Origin of the sequence: Porphyromonas gulae (assembly GCF_000765945.1) — a bacterium.
In the GTDB taxonomy this organism is placed as follows: Bacteria; Bacteroidota; Bacteroidia; order Bacteroidales; family Porphyromonadaceae; genus Porphyromonas; species Porphyromonas gulae.
Genome location: NZ_JRAT01000031.1, coordinates 64,461 through 71,610, shown reverse-complemented (window position 1 = coordinate 71,610; position 7,150 = coordinate 64,461). Strand labels below are relative to the sequence as shown.

Genomic DNA, 7,150 nt, shown 5'->3' with positions numbered 1-7,150 from the left:
TCGTAACCCTTGCAATGTTTGTCTGTACCTGACTCCCGAATAATCTTTCTAATCTTTTCTTTCGGTAGTTTACCGATGGCTTGCGCAAAGAGTGTTATATTTGTCATAAAGGAAGTGGAGGAGTTGGGCTCTCTTTACTAAGGTAACATTTTGTTCCTTAGCTCTGCTTCCTTTTTCTTATATCCTCCAAAACGTTTAGGACAACATTGGTATCGACCTCAAGCCTTTCCAGCGAGTTAATACCTCGTTGGCTTCTATCTCCAAGGGATTGAGAATACTTTCATAGCGACGTGTTTCTATGCGTCCGTGAGATAGTTCCGTCTGCTCGTCNCAGAGGGCAGAAATAGCCTTCTATCTCTTGCAAGCTCAAACTTTGATTCGCTTTAACACACAATACATAGTCTCCGCCCTTATCGATGATTTGTTCGGTAATGGCTGTTTGTGTGCCTATGGCATCAATGGAGACGACAGCCCCGTTCAAGTCCGGCAAATGAAGAAGTTGATGTATAGCCGGTATTTCGCTTGTTTTTCGGTCGATATAGAGTTGGGCAAGACTGCACATGTCTTGTGGTGAAAAGGCAGAGACGACATGGGATTGTGTATCAAAAGAGAGTTTCTTCACTCCCCGCATCGTCTTGCCATCAATGCAAATATGTTTACCNCAGAGACGACATGGGATTGTGTATCAAAAGAGAGTTTCTTCACTCCCCGCATCGTCTTGCCATCAATGCAAATATGTTTACCCGAAGTGGCCGAGATAAAGCCTTCAATCCATCGCTTATAAGCCCCCTTAAAGGCTTCTACATCCAACAGACTGATGCTCCTGTTGAGAGTATCATGAGAAGGCATGGTATGCGTAAGCTGATGGCCGGTAAGCATTTCGTATAGACTTTTCAATTCTTCTTCGTATTCCTCAGCATAATCTTCAATCTCATACCAAGAGGTATTGCCCCTGAGAGTGTAGAGAGGAAAACAATCAGGAGTAAAAAGTCAAGAGGATAAACTTTTTTACGCTCTATCCGTGGGTCCGGAACCATGCAAAGGCTTTCAAATAGAGAATGATACATAACTAACGGAACTAACGGAGTTTTAACGACTATAAAAACACTTAGAAAGAGACCATTGCACGGCACTTTGCGTCTTTTAGGGACTAGGATTATTGCATATATCACTGATAAATAGCATATTTACACATAATTAACTGTATCAACATGGCAACTAAACCAACCGAACCGGCTCCCGGCTTTCTACAAGTATATACTCAGGTTCGTCGCGACCGTATGAAGCACTCCTTTCTCCGCCAAATCAATGCTTGTGTTGATTGGCGAGGTATCCGCACCCTGCTGAACAAGAAGTACACCAAGACGGAGAATGCCATAGGTAACCCTGCCTACGATGCCTTGCTGATGTTCAAGATTCTTTTGCTAGAGACTTGGTATGGTTTGAGCGATTATGAGGTTGAGGAACGTATCAATGACTCTCTGCTTTTCAGTGAATTCCTTGGCTTAGACCTTGGCTTCCCCTCTCCTGATCATAGCACCATCAGTCGCTTTCGCACGGAACTANCGTATCAATGACTCTCTGCTTTTCAGTGAATTCCTTGGCTTAGACCTTGGCTTCCCCTCTCCTGATCATAGCACCATCAGTCGCTTTCGCACGGAACTAACCCATCTGGGGATTATGGATAAGCTCCTTGGTGAGCTGAATAAGCAGTTCAAGAAACATGGCATTAGCCGTATTGACCAAGGAGCCATCGTTGATGCCAGCATTGTAGACAGCCCTTATTCGCCTGATGGTCGGGTGGTCATAGAAGTGGCAGAAGATAGAGCTGATGCTCGTTCACAGGATGCGTTGGATCAAGAGGCGGCTTATCACTATGAGCTCAAAAGAGGTAAGCCGGGCGTTGACTCAGAGGCTCGTTGGGTACGCAAAGGTAAGCATTGTCGATATGGGTATAAGAAACATGTCCTTACGGATGCGCAAGGTTTGGTAGAGGCGCTCATCAGGACCCCGGCTAATTGTGCAGACACGCTTGTTTTGCCCGAATCGGTAGAGAAGTCAGAGTTGTCATTAGGGGTAAGTGTATTAGCAGACAAGGGCTACTGTAGCAAAAAGAATTCGGAGTGCTTGGCTCNTTTGCCCGAATCGGTAGAGAAGTCAGAGTTGTCATTAGGGGTAAGTGTATTAGCAGACAAGGGCTACTGTAGCAAAAAGAATTCGGAGTGCTTGGCTCGTCGGGGCTTGGTTGATGGCATCTGCTCAAGGCTAGTCGGAGGCAAGTCCTTAGCGAGAGTCAGCAGTTATTCAATCGTATGATAAGTAAGACAAGGTGCTTCATAGAACGCACCTTCGGTAGTATTCGTCGGTGGTTCTTGGGCGGACGATGTCGCTACCGAGGGTTAGCCAAGACACATACACAGAATATCCTTGAAGCTATGGCCTACAATCTCAAGCGTATGCCGGGGCTGCTTGTGCTTCAAGCAGCCAGATAGGCAAAAAATCCCCGACCCTGTGGGAAATAACCCACAAGGTCGGGGTAAGGGGGAAGAAGAATACCACCGCTGAGAAACACTGCCTCAATAGGCAAAAAAAGACTTGAAAGAACATAGTCATATAATCCTTGCATTGTGCAATGGACTCAGAAAGCTGTTTTTTTAATGCGTCAACCCTGACGCTTTGGCTCGTTTTTTCGGAAGCCCAACGGGATTTCGTATATTTGTAACTCAGTATTTTGAGCCGTATAAACGAAGACAAAAGATGATTGATAGAAAATATATACGCCTGGGAGATGACGATGAGGATGATGGTTTCCCCGTATTCTTTCCGGTGCTTTCCGTTTGTGAAGAAGATGAGGATTTCAAGGTGAAAGAAGATCATATGCAGGAGGAGATGCCGATTTTGGCTCTCCGCAATATGATTCTCTTCCCCGGTGTGGCCATGCCTATCATGGTCGGACGAGAAAAATCGCTCAAGCTGATCCGCTACGTGGAGAAGAAGGGTGTCTATTTCGGTGCCGTTTCACAGCGCGATATGGATGTGGAGGAACCGGATCGTGCCGATTTGTATGATGTCGGGGTCGTGGCTGAAATCATCAGGGTGCTGGAGATGCCCGATGGTACTACCACGGCTATCGTACAAGGCCGCCAGCGATTTGCACTGCAGGAGATAACGGCTACGGAACCTTTTATGAAGGGTCGCGTGAAGCTGCTCCCAGACATTCTCCCCGGGAAGAACAAAGATCACGAGTTCGAAGCACTCGTCTCCACCATACAGGATATGAGTCTGAAGATGATGGAGCTGATGGTCGAGAGACCCCCTCGTGAGCTTATTCTCTCGATGAGACGGAACAAGAATCCGATGTATCAGATCAACTTTGCATCGGCCAATATATCCACGAGCATAGCCGTCAAGCAAGAATTGCTGGAAATCAGCAAGATGAAGGATCGTGGCTATCGTCTTCTCTACCTCTTGCACAAGGAGCTTCAGGTAATGGAACTGAAAGCTTCTATTCAGATGAAGACGCGCGAGGAGATGGACAAGCAGCAGAAAGAGTACTTCCTGCAGCAGCAAATCAAGACGATTCAGGAGGAACTGGGAGGCAATATAAACGACATCGAGGTGCAGGAGCTGCGTACCAAAGCTGCTACGATGAAGTGGAGCAGCGAGGTGGCAGAGACTTTCGAGAAAGAACTCCGCAAGCTGGAACGGCTACATCCTCAATCGCCCGACTACTCCGTACAGATGCAGTATGTACAGACCATCATCAGTCTGCCATGGGGCGTATTCAGTAAAGATAATTTCAACCTGAAGCGTGCCCAATCCGTTTTGGATAGAGATCATTTCGGTCTTGAGAAAGTAAAAGAGAGAATCATAGAGCATCTGGCTGTCCTCAAGATGAAAGGCGATATGAAGTCGCCCATCATCTGTCTGTACGGCCCTCCGGGAGTGGGTAAGACCTCTCTTGGCAAGAGCATTGCCGAGAGCTTGGGTCGTAAATATGTACGCATTTCTTTAGGGGGCTTGCATGACGAAGCTGAGATTCGTGGACACCGACGTACCTACATCGGTGCTATGTGCGGACGGATCATTCAGAGTTTGCAGCGAGCAGGTACATCTAATCCCGTCTTTGTCCTCGACGAAATAGACAAGATCGACAGCGACTACAAGGGCGATCCTTCTTCAGCTTTGCTCGAAGTCCTTGATCCGGAGCAGAACAATGCTTTTCATGACAATTATCTGGATATAGACTTCGACCTCAGTCATGTCCTTTTTATCGCTACGGCCAACAGTTTGAGCAGTATCTCTCGTCCTCTTTTGGACAGAATGGAGCTGATCGATGTGAGCGGTTATATCATAGAAGAAAAAGTGGAGATCGCTGCCCGCCATCTGATTCCAAAGCAACTTGTGGAGCATGGATTCAGAAAGAACGACATCAAGTTCTCCAAAAAAACCATAGAAAAGCTGATCGACGACTACACCAGAGAGAGTGGAGTGCGTACGTTGGAGAAGCAGATCGCAGCTGTGATCCGTAAGATAACAAAGGAGGCCGCCATGAATGTGGTACATACTACCAAGGTGGAACCGTCCGACTTGGTTACTTTCTTGGGAGCGCCCCGCTATACGCGCGATCGCTATCAAGGCAATGGCGATGCAGGCGTTGTGATCGGATTGGCTTGGACTTCGGTGGGGGGAGAGATTCTGTTCATCGAGACGAGTCTGCACCGTGGACGCGAACCGAAGCTCACACTTACGGGTAATCTGGGCGATGTGATGAAAGAGTCGGCCGTAATAGCCTTGGATTATATTCGTGCCCATAGCGATGAGTTGGGCATCTCTCAGGAGATTTTCAATAATTGGCAGGTACACGTACACGTTCCCGAAGGTGCTATCCCGAAAGACGGACCGAGTGCGGGTATTACGATGGTGACTTCGCTGGTGTCGGCTCTTACCCGTCGAAAAGTGCGAGCCGGTATTGCCATGACAGGAGAAATCACTCTGAGAGGAAAGGTGCTTCCTGTAGGTGGAATCAAGGAAAAGATATTGGCCGCCAAGCGTTCGGGGATCACAGAGATAATCCTGTGCGAAGAGAATCGCAAAGACATTGAGGAGATAAACGATATCTATCTGAAGGGTCTGACGTTCCACTATGTGTCCAATATCAACGAGGTACTGAAAGAAGCTTTGCTCGAAGAAAAAGTTGTCGATACTACCGATATATATTCCTTTGGCAAGAAAGCCGAAGAGGAAAAAGTCGAACAAGTGGAAAAAACGGAGGAGAAACAAACAAAGAAATAACTATAGTCATGCCAAATACAGCAGAGCAGTTCGAGCATGTGATCGGTATTTGTCGTGAGGTTTTTCAGAAAAAACTGCACGACTATGGAGCTTCGTGGCGGGTGATGCGTCCGTCATCTCTGACCGATCAGCTTTATATCAAGGCCAACCGCATTCGAAATATTCAGATGAAAGGTTTGAGTAAGGTGGATGAAGGAGTGGAGCCTGAGTTTATCGGTGTCGTCAATTATGGTGTAATAGCCCTCATCCAATTGGAGTTGGGAGTAGCTGACACACCTAAGATGGAGACAGAGGAAGCTCTACGTCTGTACGACCTCAAGATTCGTGGGGCCATGTCGCTGATGCTCGACAAGAATCATGACTACGGAGAGGCGTGGAGGCAGATGCGTGTGTCTTCATTCGCCGATTTGATTCTGACTAAGGTATTCCGTACTAAAGAGATCGAAGATCTTGGCGGTGAGACATATATATCCGAGGGCGTGGATGCCAACTACATGGATATGATCAACTATGCCATCTTTGCATTGATACAGTTGAACGGATGAAACGTTTCCTCGCTGAACTTTCTCGAATCATATTAGGTCTGACCTTCATCGTTTCAGGCTTATTGAAGGCTATCGATCCGCAGGGTGGGGCGATTAAAATCGGTGAGTACTTTACTGTTTTCAGTTGGCCTAAATCCGAAGGCTTATCCCTTACCCTCAGTATTTTGCTCTGCTGTAGCGAGTTCATTCTGGGTGCATTTCTCTTGATGGGTATATACAGGCGTATGGCGGCACGATTCATTTTTATCTTCATGGCCGTCATGACTCCGCTTACACTCTATCTGGCCATATTCAATCCGGTGGCTGATTGCGGATGCTTCGGAGAGGCATTCCTATTGACTAATTGGCACACTTTTTTGAAAAATGTGGTTCTCTTTGTAGCAGCCGCCTTTTTGCTCAAGAAACCCCGCCGGATACAAACGTTGTATTCGGCCAACGGTCGTTGGCTTCCAGCCATTTTGGCGGTTGCTGGTATCGTAATCTTTACCATCGCCAATCAGATCCATCTGCCAATGGTAGATTTCAGACCTTTCAAGGTCGGCAAATCACTACGTGAGCTTACACAAGTACCGGCCGGTGCTCCGGAGGATGAATATGAATACGTCTTTGTCTACGAAAAGAATGGCAAGCGACAGGATTTCGATATGAATCATTTGCCTGACGATAGTTGGACATACGTAGATAGGCATGAGAAGCTGATAAAAAAGGGTTATACTCCTCCCGTCACCGATTTCCTTTTGCTTCGTGGGGGCGAAGACGTGACCTCCGAGATCGTCAATAAAAAGGGCATAACCCTCTTGCTTCTATCGCCTAACTGGGAGAAAGCAAGTGACGACAAAATGGACAATATCGCCGAGATGTATGATTATGCTCGTGCACATGGTTGGGATTTCTATGGGGTGTCGGCTTCTGGTTCGGACGATATTTCTACGTGGCGATACAATACCGGAGCCGATTACCCGATGCTTTTCCTTGATGCCGTTACCGTTAAGACCATTACACGGGGCAATCCCTCTTTGGTTATCCTGCAGGATGGCATTATCAAGGGTAAGATTAGCGATGCAAATTTCCCCGGTGTGGGACAAGCCCAAGCTTTTTTCGATCGATATATAGGAGAGGAACTTTATCAACCTTCCTATTGGGGCCGTTTATCCGTTTTAGTGTTGTGGGTTGCCCTCCTTTTGTTCGGAATTGTCCGGAAGATCGTTCTCAATATCGGACCACGCCGCAATGAAACAGAAAAACAGCAAGGCCGAGCAGAAATAAAATAGCAAAGTATTGAAATTTTGACATATACTAATCCTGTAAAA

General features: G+C 46.9%; 3 protein-coding genes and 2 pseudogenes. 4 read left to right on the top strand and 1 reads right to left on the bottom strand.

The window, feature by feature from the left end:
* Window positions 1-210 precede the first annotated feature (210 nt).
* A pseudogene (locus tag HQ49_RS12860) lies at window positions 211-1,067 on the bottom strand (ISAs1 family transposase); the annotation flags it as partial.
* A 138-nt stretch (window positions 1,068-1,205) separates the two neighbouring features.
* Between HQ49_RS12860 and HQ49_RS12855 the strand changes: the two are divergent.
* The 4 genes and pseudogenes from HQ49_RS12855 to HQ49_RS10255 all read left to right on the top strand — a co-directional run bounded on the left by HQ49_RS12855 (window position 1,206) and on the right by HQ49_RS10255 (window position 7,111).
* A pseudogene (locus tag HQ49_RS12855) lies at window positions 1,206-2,492 on the top strand (transposase).
* Window positions 2,493-2,757: 265 nt separating this feature from the next.
* Window positions 2,758-5,295, top strand: coding sequence for an endopeptidase La (gene lon, locus HQ49_RS10265; RefSeq protein WP_039419768.1), 2,538 nt, complete (start codon window positions 2,758-2,760; stop codon window positions 5,293-5,295).
* An 8-nt stretch (window positions 5,296-5,303) separates the two neighbouring features.
* Window positions 5,304-5,840, top strand: coding sequence for a DUF1599 domain-containing protein (locus HQ49_RS10260; protein WP_018965055.1), 537 nt, complete (start codon window positions 5,304-5,306; stop codon window positions 5,838-5,840).
* A complete protein-coding gene (locus tag HQ49_RS10255) occupies window positions 5,837-7,111 on the top strand; it encodes a BT_3928 family protein (protein ID WP_018965054.1) in 1,275 nt (424 codons plus the stop codon). The genes HQ49_RS10260 and HQ49_RS10255 overlap by 4 nt, the downstream gene beginning before the upstream one ends.
* Window positions 7,112-7,150: the final 39 nt, after the last annotated feature.